This is a genomic window from Maridesulfovibrio sp. (assembly GCF_963676065.1).
Taxonomy (GTDB): Bacteria; Desulfobacterota; Desulfovibrionia; order Desulfovibrionales; family Desulfovibrionaceae; genus Maridesulfovibrio.
Map to the genome: position 1 here is coordinate 693375 of NZ_OY780933.1, position 21676 is coordinate 715050.

The following is a 21676-nucleotide window of genomic DNA, read 5'->3' on the forward strand; positions in this document are numbered from 1 at the left end:
GTTGCGGATAACTTATAATCTCTTTGCATCTGAAATTATAACATATTTAAAAAGTAACTCCACTCTGATTTTAGTCAAGGAATCCGATAGCGCATGGTGTTACTTTTGTTTTTATTAATTTTAGCACATAATGCGGAAACTCAAACTTGCAGAAAACATACGGAGACAATGAATGGGGTCTAGAATTCTTGTAATCAATCCCGGTTCCACTTCTACTAAGGTGGCAATTTTTAACGATGAAAAATTATGCTTTGACGCAGAAGCAAACCACCCCCGCGAAATTATAGATAAATTTTCCAATGCAATGGAGCAGAAAGAGTTTCGCAGTGCGGCTATTATGGAACTTATTAGAGATGAGCTTCAGCAGGGTACACCGGATATGGTCGTAGGCCGCGGAGGATTGCTTAGGCCTATCCCCGGAGGACCTTATACAATAACTGATGAAATGATCTCCGACCTTGAAAACGAGCGCTATGGCTCCCATTCCTGCAATCTGGGAGCAATCATTGCCCGTGAGTTGGCTGAAAAATGGTCTGTCCCTTCAATTATTATGGACCCGCCGGTTACTGATGAAATTGAGCCGCGAGCCAAAATCACCGGTCTGCCGGAAATCACCAGACGCAGCGTATTTCATGCCCTCAGCCAGCGAGGAGCAGCGCGCAGTGTCGCGGCTAAAATGGGACTGGACTATGAAAAATCAAGATTTTTAGTCGCTCACATGGGCGGAGGGATTTCCATTGGGGCCCATCGCGAAGGTAAAATTGTCGATGTCTTAAACGGGCTTGACGGCGAAGGCCCCTTCACCCCTGAACGTTCCGGCACTCTTCCACTGGTCCCGCTCATCGAGCTTGTGGAATCCGGCAAATACAGCTGTGCGGAGTTAAAAAAAACCATCACCTCCGGCTGCGGCCTGCTCGGTCTGACCGGAACCAACGACCTCCGCTTGATTGAACCGCGCATAGATGCGGGTGATGAGAAGGCTAAGCTGGTCTTTGACGGCCTAGTCTACAACATTGCAAAACACATCTGCTCGTACATTCCGGCCCTCATAAGCGAGGAAACGCGCAAGGCCCCGGCAGATGCAGTGATTCTAACCGGCGGTCTGGCCCGTAGCAAACGTCTTGTTACCGGTATAGAAAAGCTTGTCGGCTTTATTGCCCCAGTGCATGTGATCACCGGGCTGGAAGAAATGGAAGTAATGGGCCGCGGCGGTCTGGCTGTACTTCGCGGGGAAATGCGTCCACAGGATTATCGCGCCTAGCCTCTCTTTTAAAAAAAATTAATTTCCAACAGCTCAGCCTCTTGCTTTTTAAAGATAAAAACCTAATTTATACTTTGAAAGTATAAAAACTTGCCAAGCCTGAGGCTTGAGCGTAAAATAAACTATACTAAAATGGTATGAAATTAACTTAAAAAGCAACTTTTTTCTATTTCTCTATCCTTTAGAAGAGGGTATGCTTTAAATAATCTTACAAACCTGACTCGCACAACGAATATGCGGAGGATAATATGTGGGAATACACAGACAAGGTTCAGGAACACTTTCTCCACCCACTCAATGTAGGGGTAATTGAAGACGCTGACGCCATCGGTGAAATCGGATCACTTTCCTGCGGGGACGCCCTGCGGCTTTTTCTCAAAATAGATGAGAATGAACGGATTCTGGATGCCAAGTTTCAAACTTTCGGCTGTGCCAGCGCGATTGCTTCCAGCTCAGTACTTACAGAAATCATCAAGGGCATGACTCTTGATGAAGCCAGCAAGGTTACCAACAAGGAAATTGCCGAAGCTCTCGGCGGGCTTCCTAAGGAAAAGATGCATTGTTCGGTTATGGGACAGGAAGCTCTTGAAGACGCAATCCGCAAGTATCGCGGCCTTGATGCAGCCCCTGCGCCGGAAGGTGAAATTGTCTGTAAGTGTTTCGGCGTCACTGATGTCCAGATCAGACGGGCAGTTGAAGAGAACAAGCTGACCACCCTTGAAGAAGTGACCAACTTCACCAAGGCCGGTGGAGGCTGTGAAGAATGTCATGATCGGATTCAGGAGATCATTACTGAAACCATCACCGGCGAAGCGGCCAAGCCCGCACCGGAACCGGAAAAGCCGGCCAAGATGACCAACATCAAGCGTTTCCAACTGGTCTCCAAGACTATTGATGAAGAAATCCGCCCGGCCCTGAACAAGGACGGCGGCGACATTGAGCTTATCGACATTGACGGGCACGATGTGATTGTATCCCTGCGCGGATCATGCGTGGGTTGCCCTTCCAGCGGACACACTCTCAAGGGATTTGTGGAAAGACGCCTCAAGGAAACCGTTGAACCAGAAATCACAGTACGGGAGGGCTAAAACATGTCAGTATATCTCGACAACAACGCCACGACAATGGTCGCCCCTGAAGTACGTGATGCGATACTTCCCCTGCTTGGAGACGAGTACGGCAACCCCTCCTCCATGCATCGCCTCGGAGGTCAGTCCGGCATGCTCATGGAACAGGCCAGGCAGAAAATCGCTGCTGGTCTGAACTGCTCTCCTGACGAGATCATCTTCACCTCCTGCGGCACCGAGGGAGACAACACAGCGATATTCTCCGCTCTGGAAGCCCAACCCGAGAAACGTCACCTCATCACTACCCGTGTTGAGCATCCGGCCGTGCTTAATGTTGCCAAGCATTATGAGCGCAAAGGTTATGATGTGACCTTTCTGTCGGTTGATTCAAAAGGTCTTTTCGACCTCGATCAGTACCGGGCGGCAATCCGGCCCGACACCGCCCTTATTTCGGTAATGTACGCCAACAACGAATCCGGCGTTATTTCCCCCATTCAGGAAATGGCAGAGATAGCCAAAGAACGCGGCGTGCTTTTTCATACTGACGCGGTACAAGCCGTGGGCAAAATCCCCATCGACCTGCAGACCCTGCCGGTCGACTACCTTGCCCTTTCCGGACATAAAATTCATGCACCCAAGGGCATCGGTGCTCTGTTCGTACGCAAAAATGCGCCCTTCCGCCCGTTTATGCTTGGCGGTCATCAGGAAAACGGCAGACGCGGCGGAACGGAAAACATTCCGGGCATCATCGGCCTCGGCATAGCAATGGAGCTGGCTACCAAGCACATCGATGAAGAAAACACCCGTGTGCGGGCCATGCGTGACCGTCTTGAAAAGGGGCTGATGGCTTCCATTCCCGACGCCATCATCAACGGCGATACGGAAAACAGACTGCCCAACACCCTGTCCATAGCTTTCAAGTACATTGAAGGTGAAGCCATGCTGCTTCTGCTGGACCAGTTCGGAATCGCTGCCAGCTCCGGCTCAGCGTGTACTTCCGGATCACTGGAGCCTTCGCACGTGCTCCGGGCAATGGGTGTTCCCTTTACTTTCGCTCACGGATCGCTACGTTTCTCCCTGTCGATCTACAATACCGATGAGGATATAGACCTCGTGCTTAAGGAACTTCCGCCCATTATCAGCAGGCTGCGCGAGATGTCCCCCTTCCGCCGGGGTGATGAAGGACTGGACTGGAAGGACGATCACGATCATTAAAAATTGTTATGCCTCCGGCGGCCGTAGAAACTTTCAGTCCGGCCTCACCTAGCTGTAAGAGGGAGTGGTTGCCAGCGCATAAAATTTACTGATAGTGAACGGAGCTTAATAACAGATTTAAGCCGCCGGAGGCATTTATGAATATACATGAAAATATGATTTCGCTGGTGGGTGGCACCCCGCTAGTGAAATTAAATAAAGTGAATGAAGGCTGCGTAGCAAACGTAGTTGCCAAACTGGAATTTTTTAATCCCTGCTCCTCGGTCAAAGACCGCATCGGTGTTTCCATGATTGAGGAAGCTGAAAAACGCGGTGACTTAAAGCCGGGTGCTACTGTGGTGGAACCGACCAGCGGCAACACCGGAATCGGACTGGCTTTTGTCTGCGCTGTGAAGGGTTATAAACTGGTGCTGACCATGCCGGAATCCATGAGTCAGGAACGCAAGGACCTGCTCAAAGGATTCGGCGCTGAGCTCGTGCTGACCCCCGCGGCCAAAGGCATGACCGGAGCGGTGAATAAAGCCAAAGAGATTGCGGACGCTAACCCGGATGCATTCCTGCCCCTGCAATTTGCAAACAGCGATAATCCACTTGCCCACCGTAATAAAACCGTAAACGAAATCTGGGACGATACTGACGGCAAAATTGATATTTTCGTAGCCGGAGTCGGCACCGGAGGTACTCTCACCGGAGTCGGGGAAGAGCTTAAGAAACGCAACCCAGCCATTAAGGTTGTTGCGGTTGAACCGGAAAAGTCTCCGGTCCTGTCCGGGGGATCCGGCGGTCCGCACGGGATTCAGGGCATCGGGGCAGGTTTTGTTCCCGAAGTTCTGAATACGGATGTGATTGACGAAGTTGCAAAGGTCAAGGACGAAGACGGTATCTCCATGGCCCGCAGACTTATGCAGGAAGAAGGAATTTTATGCGGAATCTCAGCCGGGGCAGCGGCCCATGCGGCAATCGAGATTGCGAAAAGAAAAGAAAACAAGGACAAGCTGGTGGTGTTTGTGGTTCCCGATACCGGAGAACGTTATTTAAGCACCGCTCTGTTCAAGGACTGAGGTCGAGATAATGGTTAGTAAAGACGCCAGCACTATGCTGACGAAGGTTGTGGACACCCTGTGTGAGGAAGAGTCATACAAGACAGTATATCATATGCCTGAGCATGACCGCCCAATGCCTTCCATTCCGGAGCTTGGCAAATTTGTGGAAAGGCTGCGGGCTGTACTTTTCCCCGGATATTTCGGCGATTCCGAAATCCGCCCCGAAACCATGCGCTACCACATCGGGGGCAACCTTGATGTAGCCTACAGGATTCTGGAAGAACAAATCCTGCGCGGACACTGCTTCTTTTGCAATACCGACGAACGGAACTGTTCGGGATGCGAGGAGGATTCCCAACGCATCGCGTCAGAATTCATGGGTAAGCTGCCTGAAATACGCCGCCTGTTGGCCACTGACGTGCAGGCCGCATATGTTGGTGATCCCGCTTCCAAAAGTCCCGGCGAAACTATTTTCTGCTATCCCAGCATAATCGCCATGACCCATCACCGCATCGCCCACGAACTCTACAAGCTGAATGTAGACCTCATTCCACGCATTATCGGCGAGATGGCCCACTCCAAGACAGGAATAGATATTCATCCGGGAGCGCAGGTGGGAGAGCATTTCTTTATCGATCACGGTACCGGTACCGTGATCGGCGAGACCTGCATCATCGGCCGCAACGTACGCCTCTATCAGGGCGTGACTCTCGGGGCCAAAAGCTTTCCGCAGGACGATTCCGGCACCCTGATCAAGGGAATCGCCCGTCATCCCATTGTGGAAGATGACGTCATCGTCTACTCCGGGGCCACCATCCTCGGCAGAGTGACCATCGGCAAAGGATCGGTCATCGGCGGTAATGTCTGGGTGACTAAATCAGTGGAGCCGGGAGCACGGCTGCTGCAGCGCTAGGCAGATCCTTAAAACACAAATAAAAAGGGAGATTCGATCTATCGAATCTCCCTTTTTTATACTTTACGTAAAAACAGTTAGTTCAGCAGCATATCCATGACTTCGTCGCCGTTATTCTTGGGCTTCGGCGTCTGAGGCGGGGCTGGAGGCGGAGTCTGCTGTTGCGGTGTTGTTGTGGAAGATTGGCTTGAAGACTGCGAAGAACCGGAAGATCCTTTGCCGGAAAAATAGAAATCACCCACCAGCGAAGAAGATTCCCACGGAACCTGTTTGCGGCTGGTATCTTTAATGACTCCCTGACGGACCTTCTTGAAAAACTGTTCAATGGTCAGGCCCTTGCGGTTCATATTGCTCAGCATATGGGTCACATAAGGGCTGTTGTTGCCGCGTCCGTCAAGGGCTGTCTTGCCCGGTGCGGTAGCAAAAGCGATAAAGGAGCCGGTGGGGGCATCCATCTGGGCCAGACCGCTGCGCATGGAACGAAAACTGCGCTTAAAGGGGTTGTTGCGGCAGGCATCGAGGATTACAATATTCATGCGGTTTCCGGCATCTTCCATTTTGGCCAGCACCTTTCCGGCATCCACAGCTTCATACTGCACGTCCGACTGCCCCTGAATGGACATACCCAGAGGGCAAAGATAATTTATGCCGTTAACCTGCAAACCGTGCCCTGAAAAATAAAACAAACCCACATCATAATTTTTAAGCATGCGCCCGAAATCATCAATGGCTCTACCCATGGTGGAGCGGTCGGCATTCTTTACAACCATCACATCAAACCCCGCTTTTGTTAGCGAACGATTCATGGCTGTAACATCATTAACAGGATTTTTAAGCGCGCCTATTTTCGTATATGCCGAGTTACCGATAAGCAGAGCCAACCGCTTCTGGGCAAGACAATCACTCGCAAAAAGCAGCGTGGTGGAAATGGCCGCCACTAGAAAAAAAGTGAACAGCCCGAATGATACATTATTTTTCATTATAAACCCCCCTTCAAGATATGAATGTCTTTTTTCTTTATACCATAACTTGATGGAAAGAAAAGATGAAAGCACTTCCGAAGAAAAGGGACATAAAAAAGATCCAGAGTGGCTGCAGGAAAAAACAAATCAGGCCGACAATCTTCACCCAGCTGTGGACTCCACCGGTATCGCGCATGATCACCGAGGCCCCGCCCGCCGGAGCGGTTGATTTGATGGCTCCTATTTTGGCGGTACTGTCGCGGTAGTAAAAAAAGTATGCACTCATTCCGTAACCGATCTGAGCGATGAAATTTCCAAAGGGCAGAAAACCGATCAAAAATGTGATCGCCGCCCAAAAATACATCTTACGATACAAAAACCACCAGAACCCGAACAAAAATGCAGGCCAGTGCCACGTAACGGTAAAACCGTCATGCAATTGCTGGAATTTTGCAAAGTTAAAAAGATATTTACCCGCATTGGGGCCTATGTATTCCTGATAATCCTGTGAAGTGATCATTTCCATAATGTTTTATCTCCTGTAACTCTAATGCCGCAGCTTTAAACAATTAGCAATATAGTCATCAAAAACGGACAAGATCTTGCGCGTCTTTTTGACATTCATATAATAATGGACTAACGAAATTTGGTTCCACGCTCCGTACCGGGGGCGGGACACAAATATCAGCACACCCCGGGAATTCGCAAAGAGAATAAAAATGGCAAAAATACAAAAAATTAAAGGCGTTGCAGACCTCTTCCCTGAAGATAGCGCAAGATATGCATTCATGGAGAAGACCGCAAGAGATGTTTTCACTTCTTACGGTTTCGGTGAACTGAGAGTTCCCATTCTGGAAAAAACAGAACTTTTCTGTCGTTCCATCGGTGAGGAAACTGATGTTGTTCAAAAAGAAATGTACACCTTCCCCGACCGTAAGGGCCGCTCCCTGACTATGCGTCCCGAAGCGACCGCCGGGGTTGTCCGCGCATACGTGGAAAACAAGGTCTACCAGCCGGGCAAGGTCAGCAAATTTTTTACCTACGGTCCAATGTTCAGGTACGAAAGACCGCAGGCTGGCCGCATGCGTCAGTTTCATCAGATTGATGCGGAAGTTTTCGGAGCAGCTGAACCTCAGGCCGATGCTGAAGTTTTGCTCATGCTCTCTTCCTTTTTAAGTAGTATCGGTTTGCAAAAACTTTCTTTCGAATTGAATTCCCTTGGTTGTCCTGAATGCCGTCCCAAGTACAATCAGGCCCTGAAGGATTTCTTGACTTCTCTTGACCGGGAACAGCTTTGCGAAGATTGCCAGCGTCGCATGGACACAAATCCTCTGCGAGTACTTGACTGCAAAAGCAAGAATTGCAAAGCCCTTACCGAGAAGGCACCAATTCTTCCGGATCACCTTTGCGGAGAGTGTCGTGATCATTTTGATACCGTCATCGCTCTGATTGACGAGGCTGGACTCCAATATACCCTCAATCCCCGCCTTGTTCGTGGATTGGACTACTACCAGCGAACCGCCTTTGAGGTGACTTCAGGGGAGATTGGAGCGCAGACAGCTGTTGCCGGTGGCGGTCGTTATGACGGGTTGGTGGAATCACTTGGCGGCCCCAAGAAGGTTCCGGCAATCGGTTTTGCCTGCGGAATGGAACGTCTTGCCATGCTTCTGGATGGCGAGTACGAACCGTCCACGGATTTCTATGTGGCTTTGGTAGATGAAAGATCAGCCAAGGATTCACTCATTTTTGCTGAAAAACTCCGCCGCTCCGGTCTTAAAGGAGAAGTGGGATTCGCTGCCAAAAGCATGAAAGCCCAGTTGCGGTATGCTAATAAAATCAACGCGCAGAAATGCTTTATCTTCGGCGCGGACGAATATGAAAACGGAACGGTCACCATTAAGGATATGGCCGAAGACGGGGAGCAGGAAACTGTGAGCCGTACCGAATATTTTAAGTAAGAAATTTCAAATAATATCGGGAGAGACGCAAATGTCTGAACAGATTGAAGAACGCGATTATGACGAATACCGGGTGATTGAGCCTCTTGGCGATTGGACACGGACCCACAACTGCAACCAGATTACAGCTGCAAACCTGGGCGAAAAAGTCCTGATCATGGGCTGGGTTCAGTTTCGCCGTGACCACGGCGGGCTGATTTTTATCGACCTGCGTGACCGCGAAGGCCTCACTCAGGTTGTTTTCAGCCCTGAACACAATGCAGAGGCCCATGAGCGCGCCCACGCTATCCGCTCCGAATACGTGGTCGCCATTAAAGGTGAAGTTCGCGAACGCCCCGAAGGCATGCGCAACACCAACCTGACCACCGGTGAAATCGAGATTGTTGTTGACGAGTGGAAGCTGCTCAACACTTCCGAAACTCCTCCGTTTGCCATTGAAGACCGTAGCGATGCTTCCGAAATGCTGCGTCTCAAATACCGTTTTCTGGACCTGCGCCGCCCTACTCTTGCCAAGAACTTTATTCTGCGCAACAAGGCCGCCCAGTCCGTACGCCGTTACCTCGACAATCTCGGTTTTCTCGAAATCGAGACTCCGGTACTGACCAAGTCCACTCCCGAAGGAGCACGCGACTTCCTCGTACCCAGCCGCATGAATAACGGTGATTTCTATGCCCTGCCGCAGTCCCCTCAGCTTTTCAAACAGATGCTGATGGTTTCCGGCATGGACCGCTATTTCCAGATTGTTAAATGTTTCCGCGATGAAGACCTGCGCGCCGACCGCCAGCCCGAGTTCACCCAGATTGATATCGAAATGAGCTTTGTTAATGAAGAGCAGGTTATGGGCATGGCAGAAGAAATGGTTCGCACCGTCTTCAAAGAGACCATCGAAACTGAGCTTCCCGCTGCTTTCCCCCGCATGACCTACGCAGACGCCATGCGTGATTACGGTTGCGATAAACCGGATGTACGTTTCGACCTCAAACTTCAGGAAGCAACCGAAATCTTCAAGGGTTCCGACTTCAAAGTTTTCGCCAGCTCCGAACTGATCAAAATCCTGCGCGTACCGAATGGAGCCGAACTTTCCCGCAAGGAAATCGACGAATATACCAAATTCGTTGAAATATACGGTTCCAAAGGTCTTGCATGGATCAAGGTTAAGGAAAACGGCGACTGGCAGTCACCCATCGTTAAATTCTTCTCTGAAGAAGAATGCGCCAAACTGCGCGAGCTCACCAACTGCCAGCCCGGCGACATTCTCTTCTTCCAGGCTGGAGCAGCTGATATCGTCAACGCCGCTCTCGCTGCCCTGCGCATCAAAATCGGTGAACGTTTTGAACTCATCGACGAGTCCAAATTCGCCCCGCTCTGGATCACCGACTTTCCGCTGCTTGAGTACAACCCCGAAGAAAAACGCTATGTCGCCCGTCACCATCCCTTTACCTCACCGCAGGAAGGACAGATTGACGAACTGAGTGACAAGCCCGCAGACGCACTTGCCCGCGCATACGACCTCGTAATGAACGGCTATGAAGTAGGCGGCGGGTCCATCCGTATTCATACCCCGGAAATGCAGGAAAAGATGTTTGCTGCACTTGGTATCGATGAAGAAGAAGCCCGCGCCAAATTCGGCTTCCTCATGGATGCACTTCAGTTCGGCGCACCGCCGCATGGTGGTATTGCTTTTGGTCTGGACAGACTTATTATGATTCTGTGCGGCGCGAAATCCATCAGGGACGTAATCGCTTTCCCCAAAACACAGAAAGCAACCTGCCTGATGACTGAAGCACCCGCAGGTGTTTCCGCTACCCAGCTCCGTGAGCTCGGTATCCGCCTTAGAGAAAAGAAAGAAGCGTAAGAATGTTTCCGGCGGCTTAACCCCTTGCGAAAGGGTTTAAGAATCCCAAAAATTTTTAATAATTTTTTTGGGTAGCTTGGAGAGCAGTGCTTACTTGAGATAAAAAAATAGCTTTACGCTAACGATGGCGAAGCCCTGAAAAAAGTTTTAGGAGAGTCCAGAGAACCCTTTTTTAAAAGGGTTCTCTGGTCCCCGAAGGGCCGCCGGAGGCATAAATATGAAATTAGATATTTTAGCTTATCCTGAAGAGTCTTTGAAAGAAGTCTGTTCCAGAGTTGAAGAAGTAACTCCTGAGCTTAAGGAACAGATCGATAACATGATTGAGACCATGTATGCTGACGACGGCGTGGGCCTTGCTGCTCCGCAGGTCGGTCTTCAGAAGCGCCTGATCGTAATTGACCCTTCCGGTCCCAAAGAACGCACAGAACTGCAGGTCATCATCAACCCTGAAATCGTTGAAAAAAGCAGTCAGAAGGTGGATTCCGAGGAAGCCTGCCTTTCCTGCCCCGGTTTCAAATGCGTAATCAAACGCCACGAAGCAGTAACTGTTACCGGGACCGATCTTGAAGGTAATGACTTACGCATTGAAGCTGACGAATTTCTGGCCATAGTGCTGCAGCATGAAATTGATCATCTGGACGGAACTCTTATTGTCGACCGTGTTGGCCGCCTGAAACGTGCAATGTACGATAAGAAGGTAAAAAAATGGCAGAAAAGCGCTGGAAAATAGTTTTCATGGGAACACCGGACTTTGCGTCCACCATTCTCGAATATCTCGTGGAATGGGACGGCTGCGAAGTCATTGCCGCTTATAGCCAGCCGGACCGCAAATGCGGGCGCGGGCAGAAGGTACGTTGTTCCGCTGTCAAAGAAGTCGCTTTAAAGCATGACATCCCGGTATACCAGCCCTTGAATTTCAAGGATGAGAAAGATGTTGAAGAACTGCGTTCTCTTGAGCCCGATTTTCTGGTTGTTGCGGCCTACGGGCTGATCCTGCCGCAAGCGGTGCTGGACATTCCTGCGGTTATGCCCATCAACGTGCATGCTTCTCTGCTGCCCAAATATCGCGGTGCTGCCCCCATTCACAGGTCAGTTGCAAACGGTGATCACGCCACCGGCATAACCATCATGAAAATGGAAGCCGGCCTTGATACCGGCCCCATACTGCTGCAACAGGCGCTCGGGATTGCATGGGATGATTTTACCGGTAAAATTCACGATGAGCTGGCTGCCATGGGCGGCCCTCTGGTCATGGAAACATTGCTGCGCTACCGGGATGGTCGTTTGTCCATAATTCCTCAGGACGACTCCATTGCCACTTACGCAGAAAAGCTGAGCAAGGAAGAGGGACTGATCGACTGGAACTTACCGGTTGAAGACGTTCATAATAAAATCAGAGGCATGTATCCATGGCCCGGTGCTTATTACTTCTGGACTCCAGAGGGCAAAGAGCCTCTCCGTCTTGTGCTCCGACCCGGTAAACCCGGTGATGAAGAAGTCGGTGACAATGCCCCCGGAACCATCGTCGACGAATATGACGGTATGCTCGGCATCGCCTGCAAAGATAAAATTTACCTCGCATCCAAGGTGAAGCCCGCCGGAAAGAAAGAAATGGACGGCAAGGCCTTCATGTGCGGCTATATGAATAAATGCTAGGAATGCCTTCGGCTACCCTGCCGAGAGCATTAAACCCCTTTAGAAAAAAGGTTCTCTGGTCCCCGAAGGGCCGCCGGAGGCAAGCTGTAAAGAAAAGCGCGAAGCGCATCTAATTATGAGTTTATAAATGAGTGTAGAAAAAGATAACAAAAAGCGTCTGTTCATCGGTCTGATCACCGGGACCTGTATGCTTCTCTGTGCTTTCCTGGGGCTGCTCTGGTACGTACCTTATGCAGGGCTGGATTCTTTCGGCACGTGGGCAACTATCAGCTGGGGATTGTTCATTTTCGCGCTCATTGTTCTGGTGGGCTGGGCCTACGCCGGACTGCTGGCTAATGTAGTGCTGCACCGGACTTTTCCCTTTTCGCATAAAGCAAGGGGACTAAGCGTAAAACTTTTCCTGCCCCTGATGACCATTCTGGGCCGTATTTTCGGACTTTCCAAGCGCAAGATCAGAGGATCTTTTATCAAGGTCAACAATGAGCTGGTTCTTTCCGAGGTCGGCCGCTTTGATCCTGAAAAAATCATGATCCTGACTCCGCATTGCCTGCAGGCCAGCCGTTGTGACATGCGCCTGACTTACGATATTGATAACTGCAAACGTTGCGGCCTGTGTACAATCAAAGGCCTTCTTGAACTGCGCGACAAATACGGAGTCCACTTCCACGTGGCAACCGGGGGAACCATTGCCCGCCGTCTGGTTGTGCAGAACCGTCCGCGCATGATCATCGCCATTGCCTGTGAACGCGACCTAGCCAGCGGCATTCAAGATACCTATCCGCTTCCAGTTTACGGTGTGCTCAACGAACGTCCTAACGGACCCTGCCTTGATACGCAGGTTTCACTCATTGATGTGGAAAATGCTTTGCGCCGCTTTCTCAAGGAAGACAAACTTCCTGAAGATGCGGATAAAAATGTAGGTTTGACTCCTCTTACCGGGCTATAAGCCGGGACACCAACAAATGAAGAAAAATTCTTTACCCGGACCTCGGGGAGTTGCCTTTGAATGCGTTACCCGCGCCCTTGACGGGGGAGCGGATGCACAAGCGGTTTTAGACAATGCCCTCACCAACGCAGGTCTTGACGGTCGTGACCGTGGATTTGTTACTGAAATCCTGTACGGCTACCTGCGCATGCGCATAAGATTACAATCTGTCCTGAATTGTTTTCTTTCCCGTCCGGACGGCTTGCCCCAGCCCATTTTGCGGGTTCTGGGTATGGCCGCATATGAAATCCTGCATATGGATGTTCCGGCCTATGCTTCCGTGGATTGGGGTGTGGATTCCGCAAAACGTCTTTCCCGGGGTAAACTCGGAGGACTGGCGAACGCCGTACTGCGCAAAGTAGCCCGACTGGCCGAAGACGGTGCTGATGAAGATTTTTTCCGCCGCCGCTGCGACTCGGATATAGAATTTCTTTCCGCTTATTACTCCTGCCCGGAATGGATTGTTGAACTCTGGGTGGACAGCTATGGTCGCGATAAGGCCGAACTGTATCTCGAAGCTCAAATTTGTGCTCCGGCAGCAGGATTTGTGCTCGATACACAAGACAAAAAAGCCAAAGCAGCGGCCATCCAGTTATTGGAAGAGGAAGATTATATCGCCTCGGACGGACAGGCTTTCGCCTTTTATTCCGGCTACTGGCCTGAAGCTTTTAAAGGCTTGAAAGATTCTGTGAACCGTCAGAGCTACGCAGCACGCGAAGCACTGGCCGTGCTTACCCCTACAGATTGGCCTACTCCAGTCTGGGATGGATGTTCCGGGCGCGGCGGGAAATCGCGTTTCCTGCATTCAAAAAAGATTTCACCCATTATTGCAAGCGACCCCCACGCCAGAAGACTTGCGGCTTTAAAAAAAGGAACTCCTTCAGTGTCTGCTTTCCGTGCCTCGGCAATCAACCCGCCACTGGCAAAAGCCTCCATCGGAACCGCTCTGCTGGATGTACCCTGCTCTGGACTGGGTGTTCTTTCCCGCAGGCCGGATACCAAGTTCAAGCGTACTCCTGAAGACCTGGATTCACTGGTCCGTTTACAGGCGCGCATTCTGGACAACAGCTGGGAAACAATCCGCAAAGGCGGTCAATTGGCATACATCACCTGCACCCTCAATCCAGATGAGAACGAACGCCAGATCGCGTCCTTCCTGAAACGGCATAAAGACGCCGCCCCACTCAAAGAGTGGACGACACCACCGGACTCGGAACTGCGTGAATTCTTTTATTCTGCATTAATTGAAAAGAAATAAAATAAGAAAATCCCCTTTCATCATCAGATGGAAGGGGATTTAAAATTTATTGAGATTGGCACGTCTACGAGACCTGATCAGGATGATGCTTTTTTAGGAACTCAAGAAATTTTGAGGCTTCCACATGCTCGTGATTTAGATCAAGGGCTTTTTTCAAATGAGCGGAGCATTTATCGAGCACTCCTTTTTCAAAATAAGCACGGGCGATATTATAATGAAGATTCTCATCGTTAGCAGTCATTTCCAAAGCCCGGTCATAATAATCAATGGCCTGATCCTGCATTCCTGTCTTGCGTAAGTTAATACCGAATTCATTGAAAAGATGCTTATGTTCTGTCTGAAATGCGGCATCAAGCTTAACCAGTCTGTTAAATATATCGTTAGCTTTATTGGATTCCCCGCGTTCCATATATGTCAATCCCAGACCGAAATTAGCTTTTACGTTATCCTCATCCACGCCAAGCGCGTTCTGAAATTCAAACTCAGCACTGTAAGTCGCCCCGGCCTGCCTTGCTTTCTCCCCACGCTCAATAGTTGTATTGAGCTCCTGCATCTTGGGATAAACAGTGGAAACATAAAACTCAGGTTCTGGAGAATACTTTGAAAGGAATTCTTCCATGGGAACAGTTGATTTCGGTCCAGACGGTACATAATCTGTATTCAAAGCCTGAACTTCGACACTCTCCGGTGTAAGTTCTTCTGCCATCCAGTACATCTTGCTGATAGTCCGCCGCACTGTAGTGCCGGTCCCTATCTTCTGGACATTCTGACTGGAGAATACACCCTTTATTTTTTGCTTTCCCGTACTTTGTTCCGCAGAGGCCATTTGAGAATCCTTATTTGGTTTCCTTAAAATTTTGCAAACTATAGATAAAATTCAGTAAAAATGCCACTGGCAAAAGAGCCTAAAACATAAAAAACGCAAAAAATTAATTTTACAACTAAAATAACTTAGTTGTTAATTTTGCTCTTCATTTTTCTTTAACTAACCTATAGTGTTACGCTTCCTGAGTAGGTAGTTGGAAATATGCTTATGTAAGCTTGCGCAGATGACAAACGCGCGGCATTAATGTAAGTACTCATTCTTTAACTATTTTGTTGTATTTATCAAAAGCCGAATAAAGGCCTTAGACCAGTAGAGGGAACTATGAGCAAAGCAAAAGTAGGACAGCGGATTAAATCATTCAGGGAGAAACAGGAAATCAGCCTTAAAGAATTTTCCAAGCGCACCGGCCTCGGAGAAGATTTCCTTAAAGCAGTTGAAGAAAAAGAAAAATACCCATCCCTAGGTCCTCTACTTAAAATTGCCAGAGCTCTCGGTGTCAGGCTTGGAACATTTCTTGACGATCAGGTCAGCAAAGATCCGCTTATTGTTAAACTTGGAGAACGTGAAGAAGAATTCTCCATGCATTCCGATAAAGAAAATACTGCTTCCATGAAATACTTCTCACTTGCCAAAGGCAAGAGCGACCGCCACATGGAACCGTTTTTCATTGAAATACAGCCTGAGGATGATACGCCCAAAATGACATCCCACGAAGGCGAAGAGTTCATCATCGTTGTTTCCGGTAAGCTGAAAGTGGCTTACGGCAAGGAAGAAAGCGTGCTGGAAGCAGGCGACAGTGTTTATTTCAATTCCGTGGTCCCGCACTACGTAGCTGCTGAAGGCAACGAGAAGTGTGACATTTACGCGGTTCTTTATTTCCCGGAATAAGGGAGGATCTTCATGAACCAATCACACCTCAGAGACCTGACTCTCGGAGCACTGCTGGATGAGGCGGTAGAGAAATGGCCCGAACAGGAGGCCGTTGTCTACGTGGACCGCGATTTTCGTCTGACCTACCGCGAATTCGGTGAACTGGTGGATGACCTTGCCATGGGACTGATGGCCCTCGGCATTGAAAAAGGCGAAAAGGTTGCCGTCTGGGCGACCAATGTTCCTTACTGGGTCGCCCTGCAATTCGCTACCGCCAAGATCGGGGCCGTGATGCTGACCGTAAACACAGCCTATCGAAGCACTGAACTGGACTACCTGCTCAAGCAGTCGGAGTGCGAAAACCTGGTCCTTATCGACGGTTTCCGGGAGATCGACTATCTCCAGACTATTTACGACCTTGTCCCCGAGCTTAAAACTCAGGAACGCGGTTATCTCAAGAGTGAAACTTATCCGAATCTAAAAAGGGTTTTCTTCCTCGGACAGGAAAAACACCGCGGCATGTACTCCATGGCCGAAGTGATCAACCTCTCCGCCGTAACCACAGAAGAAGATTACGTAGAGCGTCAGGCTACCCTTGACCCGCACGATGTTGTCAATATGCAGTACACTTCAGGAACCACCGGATTCCCGAAAGGCGTACAGTTGACTCATTACAACATCAGCAACAACGGATTCTGGATCGGTGAGAATCAGGGGTTCAAACCGGGTGACCGTCTTTGCCTGCCTGTGCCCCTTTTCCACTGCTTCGGATGCGTGCTCGGCGTGATGGCAGCAGTAAACCACGGCACCACCATGGTTATCCTTGAAGGATTCGATCCTCTGCTGGTTATGGCCTCCATTGATCAGGAAAAGTGTACCGCCGTTTATGGTGTACCGACCATGTTCATAGCCATCCTTGAGCACAAGCTTTTTGAAAAATTTAATTATTCTTCATTACGCACCGGAATTATGGCCGGGTCGCCATGTCCGATTGAGGTAATGAAAAAAGTCATGGACAAAATGAACATGACCGACATAACCATTTGCTACGGGCTTACCGAAGCTTCCCCGGTTATGACCCAGACCCGTATAACTGACAGCCTGCAGCGCCGTACCGAGTCCGTCGGACAGGCCATGCCTGAAATTGAAGTCGCTATCATCCATCCTGAAACGGGTGAGGTGTGCGCTCCTGGCGTAACAGGTGAAATCTGCTGCCGCGGCTACAACGTTATGAAGGGCTACTACAACAATCCCGAAGCCACCAATTCCGCCATTGACGTAGACGGATGGCTACATTCCGGTGACCTCGGAACCATGGATGAAGAAGGATACGTAGATGTAACAGGTCGCCTCAAGGATATGATTATCCGTGGCGGTGAAAACATTTATCCCCGTGAGATAGAAGAATTTCTTTACACAATGGAAGGGATTCTCGATGTACAGGTTGCCGGTGTGCCCAGCAAGAAATACGGCGAGCAAGTCGGCGCATTCATCATCCTCAGGGATGGCGTGGAAATGACCCAGCAGGATATCATCGATTACTGCCGGGGTAAGATTTCCCGCTACAAAATTCCAAAATACGTTACTTTCCTTGACGCTTACCCTATGACCGCAAGCGGCAAGATTCAAAAATACAAACTGCGGGACATGGCTGCCGAGCTTTATCCCGACGCATAATTTAAAGGCCTCCGGCGGACATGCCGGGGGCTTTAAACCCTTTTACGAAAGGGTTTAAGAGTCCCAAAACCTTTTGTCTATTTGTAAGAGGTTAAATTTGGGAATCTTGCATTTTCAAAAATGACTATTTTACGCTGACGGCGGCGAAGCCTTGATTAAAGGTTTTGGAGAGTCCGGAAGGGATAAGTACCAGAAAGAGGCGCACTTAAGTTTCTTTGGTTCCCTAAGGGCCGCCCGAGGCACCTTAAATGGAGGCAAGATGAGTAACGAACAGGCTTATAAGGAAATTGCACCGAGGCTTGCCGGCCTGCGTGATGCAATGGACCTGAGCATTGAAGATCTGGCCGAGAAAGTCGGGGTTACCCCGGAACGTGCCGAACAGTATGAATCCGGCACAGTAGAAATCCCGGTCAGTTACCTGATGGATGTGGCGCATATTTGCGGAGTCGGCCTGACGGTCCTGATTTCCGGCAGTGAAGCCCACCTGACCAACTACGCACTGGTCCGCAAAGGTAAAGGACTGAATGTAGATCGCCGCAAGGATTACGATTACAAAAACCTCGCATCCACTTTTGTGGGACGACGCATGGAACCTTTTATGGTTGAAGTGCCGGCCAAAGAGGTTGCGGATATGAATTTTACAACCCACCGGGGGCAGGAATTCATATACGTGCTTGAAGGACGCCTTGAACTAAGACTCGACGACTCCGTGCTGGAGCTTGAAGAAGGCGATTCCCTGTATTTTGATTCCAACACTCCCCACGCCCTGCGCGGTCTTGACGGCAAATCCGCACGTATGCTGGACGTCATTCTCTAGCAGGTCGCCTGATGCACCCGAGTGTGCCTGCGGCCTGCGGTAAAAAACACGGTTTTTACATCTGAGAATTAAACGTCAAACAACAGCGACTGGATGCAAGACATCCTCCGTGGAGAAACTAAAATGAAAAAACAGAAATACGACTCTTACGAAGAGTTCTGTGCCGAATACAAGACCGAGGTCCCTGAAAATTACAACTTTGCCTTTGATTGCGTGGATGCCATTGCCGCAGAAAATCCGAATCGTCCGGCAATGATCCATATCGGTCCGGACGGAACGCGTAACGAAAAAGATTTCGACTTTTTTTCCAAAAAGTCAGCACGGCTGGCCAACGCATTAAGCAAAGCTGGAGTTGAAAAGGGTGACCGCATCATGATCATCCTCTACCGGCGCATAGACTGGTGGGTAGCTATGCTGGCCTGCCACAAGGTCGGGGCTGTTCCAGTTCCTTCGCCTAACCTGCTTACTGTAAAAGACATCGAATTCCGAGTTAATTTCGCCAAGATCAAAGGTATCATAACCGAGGATTCCGTGGCGGACCGTGCCGACGAAGCGCAAAAGAAATGCCCTTCACTTGAAGTCATGGTTCAAGCAGGAGAAGGCAAACTGCACGACGGCTGGATCGATTTTGAAACCATCTGTGCCGAATCTTCAGATTCCTTTCCCCGCCCCGCGGACTGCGCAGGCGGAGATGATCCCCTGCTGATCTTCTTCTCTTCCGGTACCACCGGGCAGCCGAAGATGGTTGAGCACACCCACAACTACCCTCTCGGCCACTACATGACCGGAGCCTACTGGCATGACCTCGGTCCCGATGACATTCACCTGACTCTTGCCGACACAGGCTGGGGCAAGGCTGTCTGGGGTAAATATTACGGACAGTGGATGGCCGGAGCTGTTGTCTTTGTCTGGGATTTCCGCGGCAAATTCAATCCTGCGGAACTGCTGCAGGTACTTGCTGATAACAAAGTCACTTCATTTTGTGCACCGCCCACGGTTTACCGTTTCATGATCAGGGAAGACCTTTCTAAATACGACCTGTCAACGCTCAGACACTGCACCACAGCCGGCGAGCTGCTCAATGCTTCTGTCTTTGAAGCTTGGAAAGAAGCCACCGGTCTGCCCCTTTACGAAGGATACGGCCAGACTGAAACAGCACTTCAGATCGCAACTTTCCCCAATATGACTCCAAAACCGGGTTCCATAGGCAGACCTTGTCCGGGCTGGGATATTGCGCTCATCGATACTGAAGGTAATTTCTGCTCCCCCGGTGAGGAAGGACAGATCTGCATTAAGCTTGATCCCCGTCCCGTGGGACTGTTCACCGGCTATCTGGATGAACCGCAGAAAACTGAAAACGTCATGGTCAACGGTTACTACCAGACTGGCGATAAAGCATGGATGGATGAGGACGGCTACTACTGGTTCCTCGGCCGGACCGATGATTTGATCAAAAGTTCCGGTTACCGCATCGGACCCTTTGAAGTTGAATCTGCGCTGATCACCCATGACGCCATTGTCGAAGCTGCCGTAACAGGCGTTCCCTGCGATGTACGCGGTCAGGCCGTAAAAGCCACAGTTGTTCTCGCCCCCGGCTATGAAGCTGGCGATGAGCTGACCAAAGAATTGCAGAATCACGTCAAGAAGGTAACTGCACCCTACAAATACCCGCGCATAATCGATTACGTAGAAGAATTGCCGAAGACCATCAGCGGCAAAATCAAACGCGCTGAAATTCGCGCCAAAGACGAAAAAGCCGCGAAATAGAACGACTGTACGTCCATCTACTCCGCCAGACTTTGCCTGTTAATAAGGCAAATTTGCGAATAAAATCCAAGACCGCAATAGCTGAATGTTATTGCGGTCTTTTCTATGGCAGATAGATTAGATAGTCCCCCCGATTTGACCGCGCATTCAATCCGGCCTATAAATTCCGCAAGCGAGCAAACATAAAACGGCATACTTTATTCGGTCCACCCCGAAATAAAGCATAGCCGTAAACCTTTAACGTGCCAGCGAGGGGCCATGAAAGGTAAAAACAAAAAAGACGCAATCCTGTATGCGGCGCAGGAAATCTTTGGACGCTACGGCTATGCCGGAACCACCGTCAAAATGATTTCTGAACGCGCAGGTGTGGCATTCGGTCTTGTCTCCCACTATTTCGGGTCAAAAGAGGAACTCTTCATCACCGCCGGAGTAGCTATTGTTGAAGATCTTACAGAATATCTGAGAGCGGAAACACGCAACACTGCCAACGGACTGGAAGGCATCCAGACCTTCATGCGCAGCTATCTTGCCTATACCCTGCAGCACCGTAACACTTTCCCGGTACTGCTGAGATGTTCCCCGTTCTCCGATGTACAGATAGAGCTGGACCGCACCCGTATTGCAGTTAAATTCCAACAGCTCTTAAATGTCATCCGCGAATCAGTGGAACGCGGAATTGAAGACGGTTCCATTCGCGGCCTGTCCGTCGATGATACTACCACCATTGTCTATTCCAATATAGTCGGTACAGTCAGGACCAGATTCCTTTCACCCTACGACCTGCCCAACCTATACGAAGAGACTACTGACTTTGTGGTCCGCAGCATCAGATCCCGTGACTAGATTTAATATATCACCATACAGCGAAGTTCTGGACTCTTTTTCGTCCATACTCCATTACGCCGACATGCAAAAAACTATCCCCTATGCCATGAGCCTGAAAAAGATTCTACCGGTATTCATACTTCCGTTAAGCTTGTTTTTCTTCCTGCTGGGACCGGTAAAAGCTTCAGCTCATCCGCATGTCTTTGTGGATTGTTCACTGACGTTTGAAATAAACGGGCAGGGGCTGGCCGGAGTCCGCCAGAAATGGTGGTTCGATGAAATGTTCTCGAGCATGATTCTCGGGGATTTCGATAAAAACCACGACAATAAGCTGACCCCGGAGGAAGCAGCCGCCCTTGAGCAGGGAGCTTTTGTTAATCTGAAAAATTTTAACTACTTCACCCGCGTTTTGGTGGATGGAAAAGAACGCGATCAGATTGAAGCTGTTGATTTCAAACCGTCTGTTGAAGACGGTACCCTTGTATACGAATTTTTCGTACCCCTGAATATCACGGAAAAAAAGAAGCACGTGATCATGGTCGCCATTTATGACAAAAGTTTTTACACCGCAGTTCAAATGGACCCTCAGAACAAGATCTCGACGCACAGTGAGAAATATCAAACCAGTCTGGATCTGAGACCGGTTGCGGAAATGGCTTATTTTTATGACCAGATGGTTCCGGAAGCCGCGGTACTGACCATGCTGCCCGAATAAAGACGA

Annotated in this window: 20 protein-coding genes; 17 read left to right on the forward strand and 3 right to left on the reverse strand. The window is 49.7% G+C overall.

All coding sequences use genetic code 11. The features are described 5' to 3' along the window. Window positions 1–172: 172 nt before the first annotated feature. The 5 genes from buk (at window position 173) to epsC (ending at window position 5499) form a co-directional block, all read left to right on the forward strand. Complete coding sequence (gene buk / locus ACKU35_RS03065; RefSeq protein ID WP_319763028.1) at window positions 173–1261, forward strand: butyrate kinase; 1089 nt, start codon at window positions 173–175, stop codon at window positions 1259–1261. A gap of 248 nt (window positions 1262–1509) precedes the next feature. Next, complete coding sequence (nifU, locus tag ACKU35_RS03070; RefSeq protein WP_319763030.1) at window positions 1510–2349, forward strand: Fe-S cluster assembly protein NifU; 840 nt, start codon at window positions 1510–1512, stop codon at window positions 2347–2349. Between the two features lie 3 nt (window positions 2350–2352). Continuing rightward, window positions 2353–3543 (forward strand): cysteine desulfurase NifS, encoded by a 1191-nt coding sequence (gene nifS, locus ACKU35_RS03075; protein ID WP_319763032.1) that lies wholly within the window; start codon window positions 2353–2355, stop codon window positions 3541–3543. A 137-nt stretch (window positions 3544–3680) separates the two neighbouring features. After that, window positions 3681–4604 (forward strand): cysteine synthase A, encoded by a 924-nt coding sequence (gene cysK / locus ACKU35_RS03080; protein WP_319763034.1) that lies wholly within the window; start codon window positions 3681–3683, stop codon window positions 4602–4604. A gap of 10 nt (window positions 4605–4614) precedes the next feature. Then, on the forward strand, window positions 4615–5499 hold the full coding sequence (gene epsC / locus ACKU35_RS03085) for a serine O-acetyltransferase EpsC (protein ID WP_319763035.1): 885 nt from the start codon (window positions 4615–4617) through the stop codon (window positions 5497–5499). A 77-nt stretch (window positions 5500–5576) separates the two neighbouring features. On the opposite strand, the gene ACKU35_RS03090 is transcribed toward epsC, so the two are convergent. Further along, window positions 5577–6479: a caspase family protein gene (locus tag ACKU35_RS03090; RefSeq protein ID WP_319763037.1), complete on the reverse strand. Its 903-nt coding sequence runs from the start codon at window positions 6477–6479 to the stop codon at window positions 5577–5579. 37 nt (window positions 6480–6516) lie between these two features. Then, complete coding sequence (locus ACKU35_RS03095) at window positions 6517–6987, reverse strand: DUF2628 domain-containing protein (protein WP_319763039.1); 471 nt, start codon at window positions 6985–6987, stop codon at window positions 6517–6519. Window positions 6988–7180: 193 nt separating this feature from the next. Here ACKU35_RS03095 and hisS point away from each other — a divergent pair, with 193 nt between their 5' ends. The 6 genes from hisS (at window position 7181) to ACKU35_RS03125 (ending at window position 14173) form a co-directional block, all read left to right on the forward strand. Beyond that, on the forward strand, window positions 7181–8419 hold the full coding sequence (gene hisS, locus ACKU35_RS03100; protein ID WP_319763041.1) for a histidine--tRNA ligase: 1239 nt from the start codon (window positions 7181–7183) through the stop codon (window positions 8417–8419). 31 nt (window positions 8420–8450) lie between these two features. Next, window positions 8451–10274 carry an aspartate--tRNA ligase gene (gene aspS / locus ACKU35_RS03105; RefSeq protein WP_319763043.1) on the forward strand — a complete coding sequence of 608 codons (1824 nt, stop codon included), beginning with the start codon at window positions 8451–8453 and terminating at the stop codon, window positions 10272–10274. Window positions 10275–10491: 217 nt separating this feature from the next. Next, window positions 10492–11004: a peptide deformylase gene (gene def, locus ACKU35_RS03110; protein WP_319763045.1), complete on the forward strand. Its 513-nt coding sequence runs from the start codon at window positions 10492–10494 to the stop codon at window positions 11002–11004. Further along, the gene (fmt, locus tag ACKU35_RS03115; protein WP_319763046.1) at window positions 10980–11930 is read left to right on the forward strand and encodes a methionyl-tRNA formyltransferase; all 951 of its coding nucleotides are present in this window, start codon (window positions 10980–10982) and stop codon (window positions 11928–11930) included. Before def ends, fmt begins: the two co-directional genes overlap by 25 nt. 127 nt (window positions 11931–12057) lie before the next feature. Next, window positions 12058–12876, forward strand: a complete 819-nt coding sequence (locus ACKU35_RS03120; protein ID WP_319763048.1) for a DUF116 domain-containing protein — start codon at window positions 12058–12060, stop codon at window positions 12874–12876. A 16-nt stretch (window positions 12877–12892) separates the two neighbouring features. Then, window positions 12893–14173 (forward strand): transcription antitermination factor NusB, encoded by a 1281-nt coding sequence (locus ACKU35_RS03125; RefSeq protein ID WP_319763049.1) that lies wholly within the window; start codon window positions 12893–12895, stop codon window positions 14171–14173. 64 nt (window positions 14174–14237) lie between these two features. Here the strand turns inward: ACKU35_RS03125 and ACKU35_RS03130 are convergent, their stop codons facing one another. After that, window positions 14238–14999, reverse strand: a complete 762-nt coding sequence (locus ACKU35_RS03130) for a tetratricopeptide repeat protein (RefSeq protein ID WP_319763051.1) — start codon at window positions 14997–14999, stop codon at window positions 14238–14240. 321 nt (window positions 15000–15320) lie between these two features. On the opposite strand from ACKU35_RS03130, the gene ACKU35_RS03135 reads away from it, so the two are divergent. The 6 genes from ACKU35_RS03135 to ACKU35_RS03160 all read left to right on the forward strand — a co-directional run bounded on the left by ACKU35_RS03135 (window position 15321) and on the right by ACKU35_RS03160 (window position 21670). After that, entirely contained in the window at window positions 15321–15887 is a 567-nt protein-coding gene (locus ACKU35_RS03135) for a cupin domain-containing protein (RefSeq protein WP_319763053.1), read from the forward strand. A 12-nt stretch (window positions 15888–15899) separates the two neighbouring features. Further along, window positions 15900–17546, forward strand: a complete 1647-nt coding sequence (locus tag ACKU35_RS03140) for an AMP-binding protein (RefSeq protein WP_319763054.1) — start codon at window positions 15900–15902, stop codon at window positions 17544–17546. 259 nt (window positions 17547–17805) lie between these two features. Continuing rightward, window positions 17806–18363 (forward strand): XRE family transcriptional regulator, encoded by a 558-nt coding sequence (locus ACKU35_RS03145; protein ID WP_319763056.1) that lies wholly within the window; start codon window positions 17806–17808, stop codon window positions 18361–18363. Window positions 18364–18486: 123 nt separating this feature from the next. Continuing rightward, window positions 18487–20130: an AMP-binding protein gene (locus ACKU35_RS03150; RefSeq protein WP_319763058.1), complete on the forward strand. Its 1644-nt coding sequence runs from the start codon at window positions 18487–18489 to the stop codon at window positions 20128–20130. A 258-nt stretch (window positions 20131–20388) separates the two neighbouring features. Continuing rightward, on the forward strand, window positions 20389–20973 hold the full coding sequence (locus tag ACKU35_RS03155; RefSeq protein WP_319763061.1) for a TetR/AcrR family transcriptional regulator: 585 nt from the start codon (window positions 20389–20391) through the stop codon (window positions 20971–20973). Next, window positions 20966–21670, forward strand: coding sequence for a DUF1007 family protein (locus ACKU35_RS03160; protein ID WP_319763063.1), 705 nt, complete (start codon window positions 20966–20968; stop codon window positions 21668–21670). The genes ACKU35_RS03155 and ACKU35_RS03160 overlap by 8 nt, the downstream gene beginning before the upstream one ends. The last annotated feature ends 6 nt before the right edge of the window (window positions 21671–21676 follow it).